The 17,867-nt window shown below is 58.2% G+C and carries 17 protein-coding genes; 5 read left to right on the top strand and 12 right to left on the bottom strand.

The genetic code is table 11. The features are described 5' to 3' along the window. The first annotated feature begins 174 nt into the window (after window positions 1–174). Window positions 175–1,092 (top strand): lipid kinase YegS, encoded by a 918-nt coding sequence (gene yegS / locus ACQR3R_RS30305; protein ID WP_428278371.1) that lies wholly within the window; start codon window positions 175–177, stop codon window positions 1,090–1,092. Here the strand turns inward: yegS and ACQR3R_RS30310 are convergent. From ACQR3R_RS30310 to ACQR3R_RS30320, 3 genes are all read right to left on the bottom strand, one after another. Next, window positions 1,076–1,735: a response regulator gene (locus tag ACQR3R_RS30310; protein WP_428278373.1), complete on the bottom strand. Its 660-nt coding sequence runs from the start codon at window positions 1,733–1,735 to the stop codon at window positions 1,076–1,078. The genes yegS and ACQR3R_RS30310 overlap by 17 nt on opposite strands. Then, on the bottom strand, window positions 1,732–2,556 hold the full coding sequence (locus tag ACQR3R_RS30315) for a histidine kinase (protein ID WP_428278376.1): 825 nt from the start codon (window positions 2,554–2,556) through the stop codon (window positions 1,732–1,734). Before ACQR3R_RS30315 ends, ACQR3R_RS30310 begins: the two co-directional genes overlap by 4 nt. A 408-nt stretch (window positions 2,557–2,964) precedes the next feature. Then, window positions 2,965–3,435 carry a hypothetical protein gene (locus ACQR3R_RS30320; protein WP_428278378.1) on the bottom strand — a complete coding sequence of 157 codons (471 nt, stop codon included), beginning with the start codon at window positions 3,433–3,435 and terminating at the stop codon, window positions 2,965–2,967. A 426-nt stretch (window positions 3,436–3,861) separates the two neighbouring features. Here ACQR3R_RS30320 and ACQR3R_RS30325 point away from each other — a divergent pair, with 426 nt between their 5' ends. Together ACQR3R_RS30325 and ACQR3R_RS30330 are read left to right on the top strand one after the other, a co-directional pair. Further along, window positions 3,862–4,797 (top strand): chemotaxis protein CheW, encoded by a 936-nt coding sequence (locus tag ACQR3R_RS30325; protein ID WP_428278380.1) that lies wholly within the window; start codon window positions 3,862–3,864, stop codon window positions 4,795–4,797. Between the two features lie 80 nt (window positions 4,798–4,877). Next, window positions 4,878–5,684 carry an MOSC N-terminal beta barrel domain-containing protein gene (locus ACQR3R_RS30330; RefSeq protein ID WP_428278382.1) on the top strand — a complete coding sequence of 269 codons (807 nt, stop codon included), beginning with the start codon at window positions 4,878–4,880 and terminating at the stop codon, window positions 5,682–5,684. Between the two features lie 64 nt (window positions 5,685–5,748). On the opposite strand, the gene ACQR3R_RS30335 is transcribed toward ACQR3R_RS30330, so the two are convergent. The 8 genes from ACQR3R_RS30335 to ACQR3R_RS30370 form a co-directional block, all read right to left on the bottom strand. Continuing rightward, the gene (locus tag ACQR3R_RS30335; RefSeq protein ID WP_427628432.1) at window positions 5,749–6,033 is read right to left on the bottom strand and encodes a pyrimidine/purine nucleoside phosphorylase; all 285 of its coding nucleotides are present in this window, start codon (window positions 6,031–6,033) and stop codon (window positions 5,749–5,751) included. Between the two features lie 71 nt (window positions 6,034–6,104). Next, window positions 6,105–6,647 carry an exonuclease domain-containing protein gene (locus tag ACQR3R_RS30340; RefSeq protein WP_428278385.1) on the bottom strand — a complete coding sequence of 181 codons (543 nt, stop codon included), beginning with the start codon at window positions 6,645–6,647 and terminating at the stop codon, window positions 6,105–6,107. Between the two features lie 72 nt (window positions 6,648–6,719). Beyond that, on the bottom strand, window positions 6,720–8,681 hold the full coding sequence (locus ACQR3R_RS30345; protein ID WP_428278387.1) for an acetyl-CoA carboxylase biotin carboxylase subunit: 1,962 nt from the start codon (window positions 8,679–8,681) through the stop codon (window positions 6,720–6,722). Window positions 8,682–8,771: 90 nt separating this feature from the next. Then, complete coding sequence (locus ACQR3R_RS30350) at window positions 8,772–9,569, bottom strand: enoyl-CoA hydratase-related protein (RefSeq protein WP_428278389.1); 798 nt, start codon at window positions 9,567–9,569, stop codon at window positions 8,772–8,774. After that, window positions 9,566–10,723: a citronellyl-CoA dehydrogenase gene (gene atuD, locus ACQR3R_RS30355; protein WP_428278391.1), complete on the bottom strand. Its 1,158-nt coding sequence runs from the start codon at window positions 10,721–10,723 to the stop codon at window positions 9,566–9,568. The genes ACQR3R_RS30350 and atuD overlap by 4 nt, the downstream gene beginning before the upstream one ends. 23 nt (window positions 10,724–10,746) lie before the next feature. Then, the gene (gene atuC, locus ACQR3R_RS30360; protein WP_428278393.1) at window positions 10,747–12,363 is read right to left on the bottom strand and encodes a geranyl-CoA carboxylase subunit beta; all 1,617 of its coding nucleotides are present in this window, start codon (window positions 12,361–12,363) and stop codon (window positions 10,747–10,749) included. Window positions 12,364–12,366: 3 nt separating this feature from the next. Next, window positions 12,367–13,236 carry an SDR family oxidoreductase gene (locus tag ACQR3R_RS30365; protein WP_428278395.1) on the bottom strand — a complete coding sequence of 290 codons (870 nt, stop codon included), beginning with the start codon at window positions 13,234–13,236 and terminating at the stop codon, window positions 12,367–12,369. A 12-nt stretch (window positions 13,237–13,248) separates the two neighbouring features. Beyond that, window positions 13,249–15,051: an acyclic terpene utilization AtuA family protein gene (locus ACQR3R_RS30370; protein ID WP_428278397.1), complete on the bottom strand. Its 1,803-nt coding sequence runs from the start codon at window positions 15,049–15,051 to the stop codon at window positions 13,249–13,251. Between the two features lie 177 nt (window positions 15,052–15,228). Here ACQR3R_RS30370 and ACQR3R_RS30375 point away from each other — a divergent pair, with 177 nt between their 5' ends. Together ACQR3R_RS30375 and ACQR3R_RS30380 are read left to right on the top strand one after the other, a co-directional pair. Then, window positions 15,229–15,855 (top strand): TetR-type transcription factor C-terminal domain-containing protein, encoded by a 627-nt coding sequence (locus ACQR3R_RS30375; RefSeq protein WP_428278399.1) that lies wholly within the window; start codon window positions 15,229–15,231, stop codon window positions 15,853–15,855. A 90-nt stretch (window positions 15,856–15,945) separates the two neighbouring features. Next, entirely contained in the window at window positions 15,946–16,737 is a 792-nt protein-coding gene (locus ACQR3R_RS30380; RefSeq protein ID WP_428278401.1) for a substrate-binding periplasmic protein, read from the top strand. Between the two features lie 208 nt (window positions 16,738–16,945). Here ACQR3R_RS30380 and ACQR3R_RS30385 read toward each other — a convergent pair whose 3' ends face one another. Next, a complete protein-coding gene (locus ACQR3R_RS30385) occupies window positions 16,946–17,494 on the bottom strand; it encodes an RNA polymerase factor sigma-70 (protein WP_428278403.1) in 549 nt (182 codons plus the stop codon). Window positions 17,495–17,867 lie beyond the last annotated feature (373 nt).

The following is a 17,867-nucleotide window of genomic DNA, read 5'->3' on the forward strand; positions in this document are numbered from 1 at the left end:
TACCCATCTGAGTCAGCGGTCAATTAAGCCGATTCCTGATCTTTTGTAAGAAAAAACCCTGTCTTGTAGGACGTGAAGCCTCCAGGCACGAAAAATTTCCAGTTTCGGCGACTTTTATGGGGGCGTTGAAGGTCAACATCTCCCATACGCAAATCAATCATGGGAGTGAATACAATGAGCGAACGCAAGGCGCTGTTGATTCTGCATGGCAAGCAGGCGCTCAACGAAGAGGTGCGGGCTGCAGTTGAAAACAAACGCGCACAGGGCTGGGAGCTCGCCGTTCGGTTGACGTGGGAGGCCGGTGATGCCCAGCGTCTGGTGGATGAAGCGTTGGCTGCGGGGTATACGCAAATAGTCGCCGGCGGCGGTGACGGTACGTTGCGCGATATCGCCGAAGCAATGGCCGCGCACACGACGCAGGCCAGCCTGGTGTTATTGCCGTTGGGGACCGCCAACGACTTTGCACGCGCCGCCGGAATACCTTTGGAACCCGCTCAAGCCTTGGACCTATTGGATGCGAGCGCAAAAGCCATCGATTTGGGCGAGGTCGGCGGTCAGATATTTTTGAACATGGCGACGGGTGGATTCGGCAGTCAGGTCACCGCCAACACCTCAGAAGACCTGAAAAAAGTCCTCGGTGGAGCCGCTTACCTGTTTACCGGTTTATCGCGTTTCAGCGAACTGCACGCAGCCTATGGCGAGCTTCAGGGGCCGGATTTTCACTGGCGCGGCGAGTTACTGGCATTAGGCATCGGCAATGGTCGGCAGGCGGGTGGTGGTCACGTGTTGTGCCCTGGAGCAAAGGCGGATGATGGTTTGCTGGATATCAGCATCTTGCCAGCGCCACAGGAAGTGGTTGGCACTTTGAAAAACCTGCTGGCCGATGGTTTTGGCATCGACAACATGTTTGTGCGCGCACGCTTGCCATGGGTCGAGATCAAAGTGTCGGAAGGTCTTTACATCAATCTTGATGGCGAGCCACTTGAGGGTGACAGCCTGCGTTTCTCTGCGCGCCCTGGAGCGTTGCGGGTGCATTTGCCGGACAACTCGCCCTTGTTGAGCGCCTTTGAAACGGCTAGTCGTCCAGGCTGATGATTTGCTCGCGCACCGCGAACAGCACCAAGCCTGCGACGTCGTAGATTTGCAGGCGTTTCATGACTTGCGAGCGGTGGGTTTCGACAGTTTTGATGCTCAGGCCCAGGCCGTTGGCGATTTCCCGTGTGGACTTGCCACGCACAATCAGCCGCAGGATTTCCAACTGGCGTGCAGTCAGGTTATGGGAGTCGGTGGCTGGTGCCTGACTTTGCTGGTTGCGTGTCAGCGCCTGGTTGATGACGGTGTGGGCGATGGCAGGGCTCAGGTAGCGCTCGTTATTGCGCAACGCTTCCAGCGCATGTTCGAGTTCGTTGGCTGTCGTGTCCTTGAGCAGATAGCCATGAGCGCCTGACTCCAGCGCCTGCATGATGAGCGTCGGGTCGGTGTGCATCGAAAGAATCAGCACTTTGCTTTGCGGGCGGACTTGTTTGAGGCGTTGCAACGCTTCAAGACCGCCGACTTCTTTCATGGAAATATCCAGCAGTACGATGTCGGGCGACAACTTCTCGACCAATTCGAGTAACTGCGAGCCGTCGCTGGCCTCGCCGACGACACTGTAACCGGGAATATCCAGCACCAAAGCGCGCACACCAGCCCTGATAAGCGAGTGGTCGTCGATCAGAAGTAATTTACAAGTCAATGCAAAACCTTATTTGTACTGGCCCGTTCGAGCGCACGTGGTGCCCAAGGGAAGAGTGCTTCGATCTGTGTGCCCTTACCCGGTTCGCTGGTAACGACCAATGTGCCGCCTAGCGGGTGGACCCGTTCTGCCATGCCTGCCATGCCGCGTTGTCCCTCACGACCAGGATCAGTGGCCGGTGAAAACCCCTGGCCGTCGTCGCTGATCAATAGCGCCAGCCCCAGGGGTTGACGCTGCAAGCGCACCAGTAAATTTTTTGCTTGAGCATGGCGCAGGGTATTCGTTACCGCTTCCTGGGTGATCCGAAAAGCCGCCAACGCCATTTCTTCGGGAATACCGGCCAGGCGTTGATGGCACTCCAGGCTCCAGTGCACGGGTGTATTGACCAACGTCTTGAGCAAATGCGCGCGCAAACTGGCTTCCAGCCCAAGACTGGTGAGTTGCCTGGGGTTCAGAATGGCGGATACGTCGCGCACCTTGGTCAGGGTTTCGTCCAGCGTGTCGCACAATACCGAGCATTGATCCTGCAGTTCTGCGGGCATCCGGCGTTTAAGCCATTCACTTTGTAGTTTGGCGGCCGTCAGCAACTGGCCTATGTCGTCATGCAATTCGCGACTGAGCCGGTGGCGCTCGTTTTCCTGAACCTTTAGCAGCCGATCGGCCAGTTCCTGAGGTTGAAACTTTATGGAGGTGCGCGAGAGGTGGTGTTGCACCCAGACACAACTCAAAGCGGCGACGTTCAGCAACAGCAGGCCGAGCGGCAAGGGCAGGGACAGGCTGTAGATCAGCAGGCTGCCCAGTGCGGAGACTGTACAAAGCAAAAGTGTGAACCGGCGTGCATTCAACCGGGAGGGAGGCCATAGGGTGATTGACTTGAGGCTGGCGTACATAGCGGATGGAGCCAATGGATGTTCGCTGCGGGAAGACCGGTCATGGCGGATGACGGGCCTCTGTCTGGAATCACTGTGCCATTAATTGACGTCAACTAATGGGCGGCATAATACCACCTAAGATACCGTTGGTCGCGTTTGGTAATAGGTTTGCTCCGCCACCAAACAAGGTTCTATGGACGTTAGTTCCAAACCGGCAATAGTTAAATGGTGGGCAATAGTTTATTTGAGGCGAGTTGTCGTCAGCGGACACGATGGCTTCAATGACGACACGGGCGCGCTCAAGTAACAGTGCCGATCATGGCAATGCAGTTTCAGGCGCGCAGTGACAACCTGAAGTCAGGCTTGTCGCCCTGCAAATGAAACGAGGGTGAGTGGTTTCGCGTTGACGGGTGGATGAAACTGACGTTGTCCGACCTGAAACGCGAAGGCTTCGATCAGAGTGGTCTGTTCGGTTTCATCAAGGGTGAGCTGGCAGGTGGTCTGATCAATGAGTTCGAGTTGCCAGGCCATCAGCGTGAAACAATCCTGCAACGCGCCCAGCGCCTGATCATGCAGGCTGGCGTGGCTTTGTGCGTGATTGAGCAAGCCGTGAATGTGCAGCGAAAACTCTGAAACGGCCGCCAGCGCCAATGCGTCCGCCTTATTGGCGAGCTTGAGCAGCGAGCTCAGCATGCATTCAATCGCGTCCTTGTCATTGCTGATCAGTTGCAAATGACTCAGGCATTCTTCTGATTTGGCCAGGAGCTTTTCAGCTTCGACTAGAAACTCTGGCAGCCGATCTGCCCACTCGTTACGGTCGTTTGGCATATTTATCTCCACAACGTCGTTTCAAAAGAGGGAGTGTCGAGTGTGTCGACGAGGGCGATCGCGCTCCAGCAAGTTCGGCGGCAGGGTGTGGAAATCAATCGAGTGGAAGGCCACTTGCCTGCGATCGGGAACAATAGCCTGACTCCATTCATGCAATGAGAATGGCATCACATTAATGGCTATTGGATATCGCGAATATCAGGTTGGACCTGATTGATGATAAGGGAATCCCTTACACAGGGAACCAGACGCACTGACTGTGGTCGCGTCGGGTAAATAGATCAGATGGAATGGCAAGCGCAGTAAAGCATGATGTTAATGTGACATCAATGCCTGAGCGTGGCATTTCGAATGGGGTCAAGGTCCTGCTTGTACAGCCGATAACCCTCTTTAGTGAACTAATCAGAAAAAGCCCAGGAGTTATTGATGGCCGGCATTCTCGACACGGTAGACCAACGCACGCAACTGGTGGGTGAGAATCGCCTGGAAATTCTTATGTTTCGCCTGGCGGGTCGGCAGTTATTCGCTATCAACGTGTTCAAAGTTCAGGAAGTACTGCAACTGCCGAAGCTGACGCTGATGCCCCAGCGCCATCCATTTGTGTGTGGCGTGGTCAACCTGCGCGGCCAGACCTTGCCGGTCATTGACCTGTCGCAGGCCATTGGCATGCGTCCGTTGATACCGAGCCCCACCAGTACCATCATCGTCACCGAATACAACCGTTCGGTGCAGGCCTTCCTGGTTGGCGGCGTAGACCGCATCGTCAACATGAACTGGGAAGCCATATTGCCGCCGCCCACCAGTGCCGGTCGCCAGCATTACCTGACCGCGATCAGCAAGGTCGATGATCAGTTGGTGGAAATCATCGACGTCGAAAAAGTCCTCGCTGAAATCGTCCCTTACAACGCCAAGGTTTCCCGGGAAAAACTGGATGACCCGGTGCTGGAGCGCGCTCGTGGTCGTGAGGTACTGCTGGTGGACGATTCGAACGTGGCGCTGTCGCAATTGCGCGACACGCTGGGGCAGTTGGGCGTGAAGATGCACATCGCCAGCGACGGTTTGAAGGCGCTGAACATGCTCAAGGCCTGGGCTGATACCGGGGTGAACATGACCGACAAGCTGCTGATGATTTTCACCGACGCAGAGATGCCGGAAATGGATGGGTATCGGCTGACTACCGAAATCCGTAACGACCCGCGTCTGCGAGGCCTTTACGTGGTGTTGCACACCTCTCTGTCCGGTAGCTTCAACGACTCGATGGTGAAGAAGGTGGGCTGCGACAACTTCCTCTCCAAATTCCAGCCAGACAAACTGGTCGACGTCGTGCGCCAGCGCCTGATGCTCGATGAAGTGCCCGTCTGAAGAATGACGCAGCAGTCAGCCTTTGATTCGGCAATCAAGCTCGTATAGGGTGGCTTTTTTTGCCCACCCCGGAGCTGGCCATGCTGCGTTTGAGCGCGCTATATCGTTATCCGTTGAAATCTGGCAAGGGCGAAACCCTGCAACAGGCTCGCCTGGACAAGTTAGGCTTGGACGGTGACCGACGCTGGATGCTCGTGGATGAAGCCAGCGGACGCTTTCTGACACAGCGCGCGGTGGCGCAGATGAGCCAACTGTCAGCGCTGTGGAATGCCGAAGGCGGGCTTACCCTCAGTGTTGCGGGTCGCACGCCGATCGATATCGCGCTGCCTGGCGGTGACGCCGAACTGCGCGGCGTGACCATTTGGCGCGATACCTTGCGCGTGCCGGACGCTGGAGATGTGGCAGCGGCCTGGGTCAGTGAGTTCATCGGCAAACCGACCCGGTTGGTGCAAGTGCCGCTGGAGCGGGCCCGTACCACTGAGGCGGGTTATGGTCATGACGACGATCAAGTGGCGTTTGCCGATGGCTACCCGTTGTTGCTGATCGGTCAGGCCTCGTTGGAAGATTTATCGCAACGTGTCGGCCGGCCACTGGAGATGTTGCGCTTTCGGCCGAACTTGGTGATCGAGGGCAGCGAGGCGTATGCCGAGGATGGCTGGAAGCGCATTCGCATCGGTGATGTCGAGTTCCGGGTGGTCAAGTCCTGCTCGCGTTGCATTCTGACCACGATCGACCCGCACACCGGCGCGCGCAGCGATGATCGCGAGCCGCTGGCAACCTTGCAGAAATATCGCGCCGAGGCCGATGGCGCCATGTTCGGTCAGAACCTGGTCAATGATGGTAATGGCCATCTCGAAGTCGGCATGTCGGTGACCGTCCTCGAATAAGCACCGAACAAAAAAATGCCCGTGTCGTTAAACACGGGCATTTTTTATGGGTGAATCCTCGGTTTTAGCCGCGGTATTCGCACAAGTAAGCAGTGTCGACGGCCACTTTCAGCTGGAATTTGCTGTTGGCGGGCACGTTGAACTGGCTGCCTGCGGCGAAGGTTTCCCAGTTGCTGCTGTCTGGCAGTTTGACGGTCAGGGCGCCGGTCACCACGTGCATGATCTCACGTTGGCTGGTACCGAACTCGTATTCGCCCGGAGCCATGACGCCGATGGTCGCCGGACCTTCTGCGGTGCCAAAAGCGATCGACTTGACGGTGCCGTCGAAGTACTCGTTGACTTTAAACATGGGCGATTCCTCGAAAAAAGGGCTTAAAAGGGCCGGCCAGTATGCACAAGGCACTAGGCCGCGTCACCTCACTAGACGGGGAGAATCAGCGGTAGCAGACGTGCCGTATTGCGCGCATCTTCAAGGGCCCTGTGTTGTTGCCCGCTGAACTGCATGCCTGCCAGTTGCAGAGCGCCGTTAAGTCCCAATGGCCGTTCCAGTCGTCGCGCCTTGGCAAATCGCTGTTTGAGGTTCATGTGCGGCACCCGGGCAAGCTCGCTGTCGAGTTGCAGGTGCTGCCATTCCTGCAGCAATTGTTTGCGGTCATAGTCGCCCCAACTGGCCCAGCCTTCCAGGCGCGAATGATGCTGCGTCAGCCAGCGCTCGAACGCCACCCAGACTTCGGACAACGGTTGCGCCGCATCAATGTTGGCTTGGGTGATGTGCGTCAGCTCCCGGCAAAACGTCGTCAGCAATGGTCGACGCAGCGGCCGCACGAAGCGCTGGAAATGGTCCAGCTCGCGACCTTGGCGATCCACCAGGGTGGCGCCAATTTCGATGATTTCCATTTCCGTTATCGGCCAGCCACCCTCATCGGTGGTGGCTTCCAGATCAATGACCAGCCAGTGAGGCATCGAAGGGTTCCTAGGTATCCGCATCCTGATAGGGCTTGAGCGTAGCCAAACCCTGCGGATCCGCCTAGCGGCTTATTCGACCTCCAGCAGAATCTGCCGATTTTTAACCTGATCTCCCACCTGAACCTGCAAGCGCTTGAGCACGCCATCGATCCCCGATTTCAATGGGTGCTCCATTTTCATCGCCTCCAACACCACCAGCAATTGGCCCTTGATTACGGGGCTGCCCTCGCTGACCAGAACGTCGACAATCGCCCCGTCCATTGGCGCCTTGAGCGTGCCGGAGCTGGCGCTGGCCTGACCGTTGACCACAGCGTGCGTGTGATCCACCAGCCGCAGACTGCCGGGGCGCATGCCCAGCCACAATTGTGCGGCGTGCAAACGGTAGGCGTATTGACGACGGATACCATTGATCTGGAGCGTTGCCCAGCGCCCGTCGCACTGGATTATCTTCAGATCGAGAGTCTCTTCGGCCACTTGAATCCGATACGGTTCGCCCGTAATGGCTGTCAGCAGCACTGGCCAATTCTGATCGTCCAGGCCAATGCGATAGTGCAACGGCACGCTTGCGTTGTTCCGCCAACCGCCCAGAGGGGCCAAGTGGGCCTGCGCTGAATGCTGATAGAAAAGCGCTGCCGCAATCGCCAATTCATCGGCACCGGGAATATGAGGATGAAGGCAGGCATGGTCGGCAAAATAATCGGGGATGAACCCGGTGCTGAACTCGCCGCTGATGAATTGCGGGTGGTCGAGCAGGTGGGTCAGCAAGCGCTGATTGCTGGGTAAACCCAGCAGCACGCAGTCTTGCACCGCTCTCAACAATTTGCGCCGGGCTTCTTCGCGCGTAGCGCCGTGGGCGATGATTTTACCGAGCATCGGGTCGTAGAACGGGCTGACTTGCTGCCCTTCGATCAGGCCGTGGTCGATTCGCACACCGTCCTTTAGCGCCGGCTCCCACATCGCAATGCGCCCGGTTTGTGGCAAAAAATCCTGAGTCGGGTCTTCTGCATACAACCGCACTTCGATGGCGTGGCCGTTGAGTTGTACCTGATCCTGACGCAACGGCAGTGGCAGCCCTTCTGCAACCCGCAGTTGCCAGGCCACCAGGTCGAGGCCGGTAATCAGTTCGGTAACCGGGTGTTCCACTTGCAGCCGTGTGTTCATTTCCAGAAAGTAGAATTGCCCGTGTGCATCCAGCAGAAACTCTACAGTGCCGGCGCCCACGTAATTCACCGCACGCCCGGCCTTCAGCGCCGCTTCGCCCATGGCGTGGCGCAATTGTGCGCTCATGACGGGGCAGGGCGCCTCCTCAATGACCTTTTGGTGGCGGCGCTGGATTGAACAATCACGCTCGCCGAGGTAGATCAGGTTGCCCTGTTGATCGCCAAACAGCTGAACTTCGACGTGGCGCGGGTTGACCAGTGCCTGCTCAAGAATCAGTTCGTCGCTGCCAAAACCGTGCAATGCCTCGGAGCGTGCGGTGCGCAGGTGTGGCAGCAAATCAGCGGCGTCATGCACCCACCGCATACCGCGCCCGCCACCGCCGGCGCTGGCCTTGATCATCAGCGGGAAACCGATGCGCTGTGCTTCACGGCTGAGCGTCGCATCGTCCTGTTCGACGCCCTGATAGCCTTTGATGCACGGCACTCCGGCAGCCAGCATCGCGACTTTTGACAGGCGTTTACTGCCCATCAGCTCAATGGCTTCAGGGCTGGGGCCGATGAAGGTGAGGCCGGCGTGTTGGCAGGCGAGGGCAAATTCGGCGTTTTCCGACAGGAAGCCGTAACCGGGGTGAATGGCATCTGCACCCGTGCGCCGGGCCGCGTCGAGAATTGTCGGAATGTTCAAATAGGATTGCTGCACCGCAGGCGCACCGATGTACACCGCTTCATCGGCCATCTGCACGTGCAGGGCGTCGGCGTCGGCATCGCTGAAAACGGCGACGGTGCGGTAGCCCAATGCTTGCGCCGTACGCTGGATGCGGCAGGCGATTTCACCACGGTTGGCGATCAGGATTTTCTTGAGGGCGGGCATGGTGTGTTCCCTTTGATTTGGCGGTGTAAGTGATAGCCCCATCGCCGGCAGGCCAGTTCCTACAAAGGCGCTGGCCTGCCAGCAATGCTTTTAAAGGGCCCACCGGGGTTTACGCTTCTGCACAAAAGCCATCGTCCCCTCGATCCCTTCCGTGCCATTCACCGCTTGGCCAAACCACTCGGCCGCCTCATCCAGCAAGCCATCCGAGGGTTGTCCGGCACTCGCCAGCAGCAGTTTTTTAGTCAGGGCATTCGCCTCCGGCGCGCAGCACAAGACGTGCGCCAACACTTCATCCAGACGCTCGGCCAAGCCTTGTGCGTCATGCTCCACGAAGTGCACCAACCCCAAACGCTTTGCCTGCGTGCCATCGAACCGAGCGGCCGTGAGCGCCAAGCGGCGTGCTTGCGTCAGGCCGATGCGCTGAACCACAAACGGTGCGATCTGCGCGGGCAGCAAACCGAGACTGGTTTCAGGCAGACCAAATTGCGCCTGATGATCGGCCAGGGCGACATCGCTGACACACGCCAGGCCAAAACCGCCACCGAGCACTGCGCCTTGCAACACCGTAATCACCACTTGCGGCGCATGTTGCACCTCTTGCAGCAACGCGCCGAACACGCGGTTCAAATCACGGTAGGCCGTGGTGCCTTGAGCACGGGCGCTGGCCATGTCCTTGATGTCGCCCCCCGCGCAAAAGTGCCCGCCCGCGCCACCGATCACCAATGCACGGACCGTACGATCATCGCGCACCGCTGCCAGCACTGCGCGCAACTCGACGACCATTTGCAGGCTCATGGCATTGCGACTTTCCGGGCGGTTGAGCGTGACGTGCAATACTCCGTTGTGGGATTCGAGCAACAAGGTCTGGCACACCGGCAACGCGCTCATTTGTTTTTCCCCGGCAAGATGCCCATCAGTTTGCAAATGATGCCGAGCATGATTTCATCGGCGCCCCCGCCAATCGATACCAGCCGCACATCGCGGTAAGCGCGGGCCACCGGGTTGTCCCACATGAAGCCCATGCCGCCCCAATACTGCAGGCAACTGTCGCTGACCTCCCGGCCCAGTCGACCGGCCTTGAGTTTGGCCATCGATGCCAGCCGCGTAACATCCTGTCCCTTGATGTACTGCTCGGTAGCCTGATAAACCAACGCGCGCAGGCATTCGATTTCGGTTTGTAATTCGGCCAGGCGAAAGTGAATCACCTGGTTGTCGATCAGCGCGTTACCAAAGGTTTTTCGTTCCTTGCAGTATTCGATGGTGCTGTCGACGCAGTACTCCAGGCCCTTGATCATGTTCGCTGCGCCAAACAAACGTTCTTCCTGAAACTGCAGCATCTGCATCATGAAGCCTGCGCCTTCATGGCCGATGCGGTTGCGTTGCGGCACGCGCACGTTGTCGAAAAATACCTGGGCGGTTTCCGAGCTGCGCATACCGAGCTTATCCAGGTGCGAGCTGAGGCTGATGCCCGGCGTGTTCATGGCCACCATGATCAGCGACTTGTTGATGTGCGGTTTATCGTCCGAGGTGTTGGCCAGCAGGCAGATAAAATCGGCGCTTGGGGAGTTGGTAATCCACATCTTGCTGCCGTTGATGACATAGTCGTCGCCGTCCTTGCGGGCGGTGGTTTTCAATCCCGCGACATCGGAGCCTGCACCGACTTCGGAGACACCGATGCAACCCACCTGCTCGCCGGTAATCGCCGGTCGCAGAAACTCTTCGCGTAATTCATCAGAGCCAAAACGCGCCAGCGCCGGCGTGCACATGTCGGTTTGCACCCCGATGGACATCGGGATACCGCCGCAATGAATGGTCCCGAACTCTTCGGCGGCGGCTATCGAATAGCTGTAGTCGAGCCCCATGCCACCGAATTTTTCCGGTTTGGAAATACCCAGCAGGCCGAGGTCACCTGCTTTGCGGAATATCTCGTGGATAGGAAAACGCCCGGCCTTTTCCCATTCTTCGACGTACGGGTTGATCTCATGATCGACGAATTGGCGAACCGTGCGACGCAGTGCTTGATGTTCCTGGGTGAAGATCATTTTTATTGTTCTCCTGAGCACACCTAGAGGCGGGCGACACCAAAACTGTTGGCTTGCAGTGGGCGTCTGTCGGCCTCCTGGCAGATGTCCAGTAAATAGCCAAGCAACGTCCGGGTATCGCGCGGGTCGATCAAGCCGTCATCCCATAAGCTGGCGCTGCCGTAGAGTGCCGTGGATTGGCTGTCGAGTTTTTGCGCGGTGACCTGTTCGAGCATGTCGAGCATTTTCGGGTCTGGCACCAAACCCTCTTTCAGCTGTTTGGCTTCGGTGACAATTCGCAGCACTTTGCCGGCCTGCGCACCACCCATCACCGCCGTGCGGCTGTTGGGCCAGGCGAAGATAAAGCGTGGGTCCAGACCGCGTCCGCACATGGCGTAGTTGCCAGCGCCGTAGGAGCCACCGACGACGATGGTCAGTTTTGGCACGCGGGCGTTGGCCACCGCCTGAATCATCTTGGCCCCATGTTTGATCACACCTTGCTGCTCGGACTCGGTGCCGACCATGAAACCGGTGGTGTTATGGAAAAACAGCAAAGGCGTTTGGCTCTGATCGCACAGCTGAATGAATTGCGCGGCCTTGCTCGCACCCTTGGGCGTGATCGGGCCGTTGTTGCCGATGAATCCGCAGGCCCGACCTTGAATGTGCAGATGCCCGCACACAGTCTGTTGGTCGAACTCGTTCTTGAAATCGAGGAAGCTTGAACCGTCGGCAATTCGCGCAACAATTTCGCGCACGTCATAGGGTTTTTTCGGGTCATCGGGTATCAGGCCGAGCAGCTCATCGACCGGGTACAGCGGATCTTCCCAGTAGCGGTCGGGTGCAACCGGCAAGCGCGCATTCCAGGACAGCAACCCCATGATCTCGCGCACTTGTCGCACGCCGTCGGCATCGTTTTCAGCCAGGTACTCGGCGGTGCCGGCGGTTTGCGCGTGCATTTCGGCGCCGCCCAGTTCTTCATCCGTGGCGACTTCGCCGGTGGCCGCTTTCAACAGCGGCGGCCCTGCCAAAAACAGTTTGGCTTTGCCCCTGACCACCACCACGTAATCGGAAAGGCCCGGTTGATAAGCCCCGCCCGCCGTGGCAGAACCGTGCACCACGGTGATCTGCGGCAGGCCCATGGCCGACATCCGAGCCTGATTGGCAAAGCTGCGCGCGCCTTCGACGAAAATATCGGCCGCGTAATTAAGGTTGGCGCCACCGCTTTCGGCCAAGGTGATGACCGGCAATTTGTTTTCCATGGCGATCTGTTGCAGGCGCAGGGATTTTTTCAAACCGCTGGGCGAAATAGTCCCGCCCTTGATTGCGCTGTTGTTGGCCACCACCAGCACCCGGGCGCCGGAGACGTAGCCGATGCCCGCAATCAAGCCACCACCTGCCGAGCTGCCGTCCTTGTCATCGTGCAGTTTGTAACCGGCAAGGCTGGCCAATTCGAGGAACGGCGCGCCGGGGTCCAGCAACAGGTCAAGGCGTTCACGGGGCAACAACTGCCCGCGTTTGTCGAACCTGGCTTTGGCCTCGGATGCCTTGTCCAGCACGGCGCGTTCGAGTTGTCGAACCTGCTCGATGCCGGTCAGCATCGCCGCACGATTGCGTGCGAACTGCTCGCTGAAAGGGTCCACGTGTGACTGGATTACCGGCATGGTTCAGTCCTTATCCTTGAGCACGTCGGGCAGGTCGGCGCGGTGGAAGCCGTTGTATGACTCGCTGTTCGTCGCCTTGTGAATCGGCCATGCCCGACCGCCAAGGCTCGCGGCCCCGTCGATGCGCAAGGTGCTGCCGCTGACAAACGTTGCGGCCGGACTGAGCAGGAACACAATCGCCGCGCTGACTTCAGACTCGGTGCCGATACGCTTGAGCGGCACGTGCTCGCGCAAGGTCGGAATCACTGCCTTGAACGCACCGTCATAGGTGTCCATGCCGCTGGATGCGATCCATCCTGGCGCCACGGCGTTCACTCGCACCCCGGCATAACCCCATTCGAAGGCAGCGGTTTTGGTCAGGTTGTCCATGCCCGCCCGTGCCGCGCCGGAGTGGCCCATGCCTGGCATGCCGCCCCACATGTCGGCGAGCATGTTGACGATCGCGCCGCCATGTTGGCTCATGGATTGATTGAACACTTCGCGCGCCATCAGGAAACCGCCCACCAGGTTGGTGCGCATCACGGTTTCGAAACCTTTCTGATTGATCGAGGCCAGTGCCGACGGATACTGCCCACCTGCGTTATTGACCAGGCCGTGAATCGGGCCGTGTTTACGAATCAACTCGCTGACCACATGCGTGACCGCTTCCTCCTCACGGATATCGCAGGTCATCCAGTCCACTTTGCCGCCGTCTTCGATAATTTCGGCCGCGACGCTTTTCAACTTGTCGGCTTTGCGCCCAATCAACAATACGTGAGCGCCGAGCGCCGCCAATTCGTGCGCGGTGCAACGGCCAATGCCGCTGCCGCCCCCGGTAACAATTACGTTTTGCCCAGCAAACAGATTGGCTTTGAAAATCGAATCGTAGGCCATGACGACAGTCCTCTAATTGACCTGGTCGGCGATGCTCTGAGGCACCGGAATCTGAATTTCCAACAGTTGTTGAGCGAATGCCTTGCCCTGCGGATCAATGCGCAGGCTGGCCACGCCACCACCGCCCAGCGCGTTTTCCAACAGAAAATTCAGGCTATGCGTGGCGGGTAGATACCAGCGCTCGACCCGGCCATAGACAGGGTCGAGTACGTGGCTCATCCAGTCGACGATCACCTGCGGGGTCAAGGCTTCGGCGATCCACGGCAGGTATTCGGGCTCGCGGGCCATGACGCCGATGTTGCTGTGGTTGCCCTTGTCGCCCGAACGCGCCACCGCCAGTTTGACCAATGCCACGTTGGCGTCGGCCAACCCGGCAGGTGTGGGAGGTTCGCAAGGTGCGGGCAAATCGGCTGGGTCGAGTACGTCGACAGCGGGCAGGGCGCAAGGATGGCGTACCCCGGCAATGTCGATGTGCAAGGTGCAGGCGAATTTGTCGATCAGGAACGAAAACAGACGAATCAACGGGTACACCGTCGGCCGTCCACCGACAATACCCGTCAGCCCAGGTGCCATGCCCGTTGCGGCTTGGGCGATCTCACGCGAGAACACCACCAGTGCACGCTTGTCGGGATGGCGCACGGCGAGTTTGATCACCACCTCGCGGCTGTCCTGGCGTTGCCCGTGCGGGCCATAAGTGGCTTCACTGCCAAGCAACTCAATGTTGACTTCGCTGTAGGGCGCCCAGCCGTGATCGGTGAAAATCTGCGAGGTCTTGTTGATGATGGCTGCACTGACGCGCCGTGCCTTGTCGACGGCATCGATGCCCGCGATCAGGCAACTGGCGGTGCAGCGGAAGCCGTCCGGGTACGTCGCGCTGACCTTGTATTGATCGGTCGGCGGCAAGCCTTTTGCGCCATGCACGTGCACCGCGTTTTTGCCCTGGTGCACCAGTTTGACCTGGGTGAAATCGCAGACCACATCAGGCAGTAGATAAGCCCGTGGATCGCCGATTTCATAGAGCATTTGTTCACCGACCGTAAACGGCGTGACCAGGCCCCCGGAGCCTTCGGGTTTGCTGACGATAAAATGGCTGTCGGCGCTGACTTCGACGATCGGGAAACCGATGTGCTCGTAATCGGGGACATCGCGCCAATCAGTAAAATTGCCCCCGGTGCACTGGGCGCCGCATTCGATGATGTGCCCGGCCAGCGCGGCTTGGGCAAGTTTGTCGTAATCGTGCCACGCCCAATCAAACTCATGCACCAGGGCGGCGCTGACTACCGCGCTGTCGACCACGCGCCCGGTGATCACAATGTCGGCGCCCAAGCGCAGTGCTTCGACAATGCCGGGCGCACCGAGGTAAGCGTTGGTGGACACGCACATCGGCGGCAGCGGTGCGCCGCTGAACATTTCATGGATACCGTGACTGCTCAGTTGTTTGAACTGCGGTTGCAGATCGTCACCCAGCAACACCGCGATCTTAAGCTTCACGCCGGCCTTGTCGCATGCCGCTTGCAGGGCCGTAGCGCAGGCTTGGGGATTGACCCCACCAGCATTGCTGATAACGCGGATTTTTTGTTCGGCGAGTTGCGTGAGCAGCGGACTCAGGACTTCGATGAAGTCGTTGGCATAGCCAGCCTGCGGATCTTTCATCCGCGCGCCGGCCATGATCGACAGGGTGATTTCGGCCAGGTAATCAAACACCAGGTAATCAAGGCGTCCGCCGTTCACCAATTGTGCGGCGGCGGTCGAGGTGTCGCCCCAAAAGGCGCTGGCGCAACCGATGCGAATCGTTTTGGGCACACTCAATTGCATAACCACCTCCGACAGCCGAGCATCGAGACTACCAAGCAAGCGCTTGGTTTGTAAATGTCTTAAAATGTTCTTCCCAAGCGCTTGCTTGGTCGCGTTCGCCAGCTTAAATTGCCCGCGCAAGCCCCCTGTTTTCGCGGGTAGCGGCGTATTTGATTGATCGACTGTAGGAGATAACGGGTGGACGAGCAAAAAGCCCTGAGGGTGATGCGCGAATTGGTCGACAACGGCCAATTGACCGACCCTGACAGCGCTCGCGGCAAACTGCTGCAAGTGGCCGCTCACCTGTTTCGTAATAAAGGCTACGAACGCACCACGGTGCGCGATCTGGCCGGCGCCGTGGGCATTCAATCAGGCAGTATTTTTCATCACTTCAAAAGCAAGGACGAAATCCTGCGCGCGGTGATGGAAGAAACCATCCGTTACAACACCGCACTGATGCGCGCGGCACTGGCCGAAGCGGGCAATGTTCGTGAGCGGGTATTGGCACTGATTCGCTGCGAATTGCAGTCGATCATGGGCGGCAGTGGCGAGGCCATGGCCGTGTTGGTGTATGAGTGGCGCTCGCTGTCCGCGGAAGGCCAGGCGCAGGTGTTGGCGCTGCGCGATATCTATGAAGAGCTTTGGTTGCAGGTATTGGGTGAGGCTAAAAACGCCGGATTTATCCGTGGCGATGTGTTCATCACCCGACGGTTTTTGACCGGCGCGTTGTCCTGGACCACGACCTGGTTTCGCGCGGGCGGCAGCATGAGCCTTGACCAATTGGCTGATGAAGCATTGATTTTGGTGCTGGAAGATAAACAATAGTGTTTATTGGCCAGTATGACGCTGGCTAACTGGGCAAAAACGCCTAGCGTGTAAGCATTGAAGTGTATTTTTCGGGAGTAGGTTGTTTTGATGTTTTCGCCAATCAGGACGGCCTCGGGGCTTTTGCTGGCAGCGCTGGGTGCGCTATGGCTGATACCGTCCCAGGCTGCACAACTGGTGCGAATCGGCGCGGCCCATTTTCCTCCTTACACTGTGCGCCCGGAAATGGGCGCCGACACGGGGCTGCTGCCGCAACTGATTCAGGCACTTAATGCCTCCCAGACGGATTACCAGTTTGTTCTGGTGCCGACGTCCATTCCACGGCGTTATGGTGATCTCAAACAAGGCCGGGTCGACATGGCGATCTTCGAGAACCCGGATTGGGGCTGGAAGGACATCCCGCACACCAACGTCGATCTGGGTCTGGAGGACGCCGAGATTTTCGTCGCACAACGTCTGCCCGACCGCCAGCAAAACTACTTTTCAGACCTTACCGGCAAACGTTTGGCATTGTTCAGTGGCTATCATTACGAGTTCGCCAATTTCAATGCCGACCCCAAATACCTCGCACAAAACTACAACGCCACGCTGACCTATTCCCATGACAGCAACTTGCTGATGGTCTTGCGCGGGCGCGCCGACATTGCTTTGGTGACGCGCTCGTACCTGAGCGATTATTTGCTGCGCAACGAAAAAGTCGCCGGTCAGTTACTGGTCTCGGAGCGCATTGATCAGGTGTATCACCACTACGCCATTTTGCGCCCGGCCGCGCCGATCAGTGGCGAGGCTTTCAGCAAGCTGCTGCAAGGCTTGCGCGACAACGGGCAAATGCTGAAGATTTTCGAGCCGTACAAAATCGCGGTGCTCGACGTGCCGCACTGAAAGGTCGCCACGGGTCGTGTATTTGCTGAGTTCTCTTAAATGTCCTGCTGCGGCTGACGTCACCTCGTTGAAGTGTCGAGGCGCGCCGCATTGAGGGTGCTTGGGCGTTAGCGGGGTTTTGAGCGGTGTGCGTGTTGGCTTGATGGTTTTGACTCAAGACCTGCTGGGGTCTTGAGTCATTCTTCGCTGGCAAGCCCACATTGAAGCTTTACCGACGGGAAAACACATCTGCGCGCGTACCGGAGACGTTGCGGCAGTGCACCAGCGCATCGCGAATCATAAAGTTCACCAGCGTGGGTGAAACCCCCAGTTCCTTGGCGATGTCTTTCTGCGGCACGCCGTGCAGGCGGTACATTTCGAAGGCATAACGGGTGCGGCTGGGCAGATCCGTCAGCGTGTCGGCAATGTGTTCCAGCGTCGAAAAGTTGATGTGCGTGGTTTCCGGTGAGGCGCCTTGAATCACCACATTCAGGCCTTCCTCTTCAGGGCCCGAATAGCGCTGTTCCAATGCCTGCTTGCGGTAGTGATCGATCGCCAGATTGCGCACGATCTGGAACAGATAGCCCAGTTGGGCTTTGAACGATGAAGTGATCTGAGGCGCCGATTGCAGTCGGAAAAATGCATCCTGTACCACGTCTTCTGCCCGCGAACGACAGCCGGTAATGCGGGCTGCGATCTTGACCAGAATCAATCGATTGTCGACAAATGCCTGAAGTAGCGGTGAATCGCACCTGCTTGTGGATACTAGTTCCGTCATGGAAATCACCCTGCTGCACATAGGTAGTGGGACGGCCTGAGGACTTGGGCTGTCTTACACATCGGGCAACAAAATTAGGTCCAATGATAATGATTGTCAATTGAGAAAGAGAATTAATGCTTCCGGGCGTGTTGAGAACGGCGACACGCTGCCGCGATGTAGCCTGGGTTGCGGCATACGACCCCGGTTACGGGTGTGGGAAGAGGGCGGGCGACTGGTGTGTCGGCACCCCTCCGGGCCTTTACAGCCGCCCGGACAGCCTAGCCTACGTGATCTACACCTGTACCCAACGGGTTTGCCGAAAGGCGTGATGGTGATGCTGGAGGGGCTTTGATTCTCTGACACCGGTGATGGCGATTTCGAAGACGCCATC

Source organism: Gordonia sp. IEGM753 (genome assembly GCF_050321825.1).
In the GTDB taxonomy this organism is placed as follows: domain Bacteria; phylum Pseudomonadota; class Gammaproteobacteria; order Pseudomonadales; family Pseudomonadaceae; genus Aquipseudomonas.